The sequence below is a fragment of the Marinobacter sp. G11 genome (assembly GCF_021282325.1).
GTDB classification, from domain to species: domain Bacteria; phylum Pseudomonadota; class Gammaproteobacteria; order Pseudomonadales; family Oleiphilaceae; genus Marinobacter; species Marinobacter vinifirmus.
On the sequence record NZ_JAJSPB010000114.1, the window covers coordinates 1 to 675 of the forward strand.

Annotated in this window: 1 protein-coding gene; it reads right to left on the reverse strand. The window is 45.6% G+C overall.

The features are described 5' to 3' along the window. Nucleotides 1–260: 260 nt before the first annotated feature. Nucleotides 261–491, reverse strand: a complete 231-nt coding sequence (locus LWH94_RS19290; RefSeq protein ID WP_004581712.1) for a hypothetical protein — start codon at nucleotides 489–491, stop codon at nucleotides 261–263. Nucleotides 492–675: the final 184 nt, after the last annotated feature.

The following is a 675-nucleotide window of genomic DNA, read 5'->3' on the forward strand; positions in this document are numbered from 1 at the left end:
GAAATGGACGATGCCGATCCGTGATTGGAAGCCGGCACTGAATCGCTTTATTATCGAATTCGGTGACCGCCTGGACGGTCACCTGTAATGGGGTGGGCAGTTACACAGATTTATTTACAGGCTCTCTGTCTTCCTTACGAGATTCATCAATACTAAAGCGCGACTTTCGCAATTTTGGGAAAATTAACAAAAATCTACCATTAAATTAATCTTGGAGCCACGTAATTGCCCGTCTGGCTCCAAGTAAACAACGATAAATGTTATTGCTTTTCCAAGAGATCCCCAATCAACTCTTTAATCAATCTATGTTCTTCCTTCAGTTTTTTGATGGTCTCGCTCTCTTCCACACGATACTGGGAGGAACGTTCATCTATGCTCTTATTAGGATAGCTTCTTGCCTCGTTGTATCTGTCCGCTTGCCCTCCTGCGTGGGCTATAGAAGCACCACTTGCCACGAAAGAAGCTACTATAATCATGGATACTTTCTTCATAAAACGGCTCCGACATTTTTTTCAATTAGACCAGCAACATTCAATGGCCTTGGGTGTTGTAGTTGCCCCCGCTAAACCGGACACCACCTCATTCGTTTGATGCCAGTTCCGCCCGGTACTCCCAGGGCGATTTCATTTTTAGCCCCTTGTGCGGGTGGCTGCGGTTATAGTCCTCGATCCATTC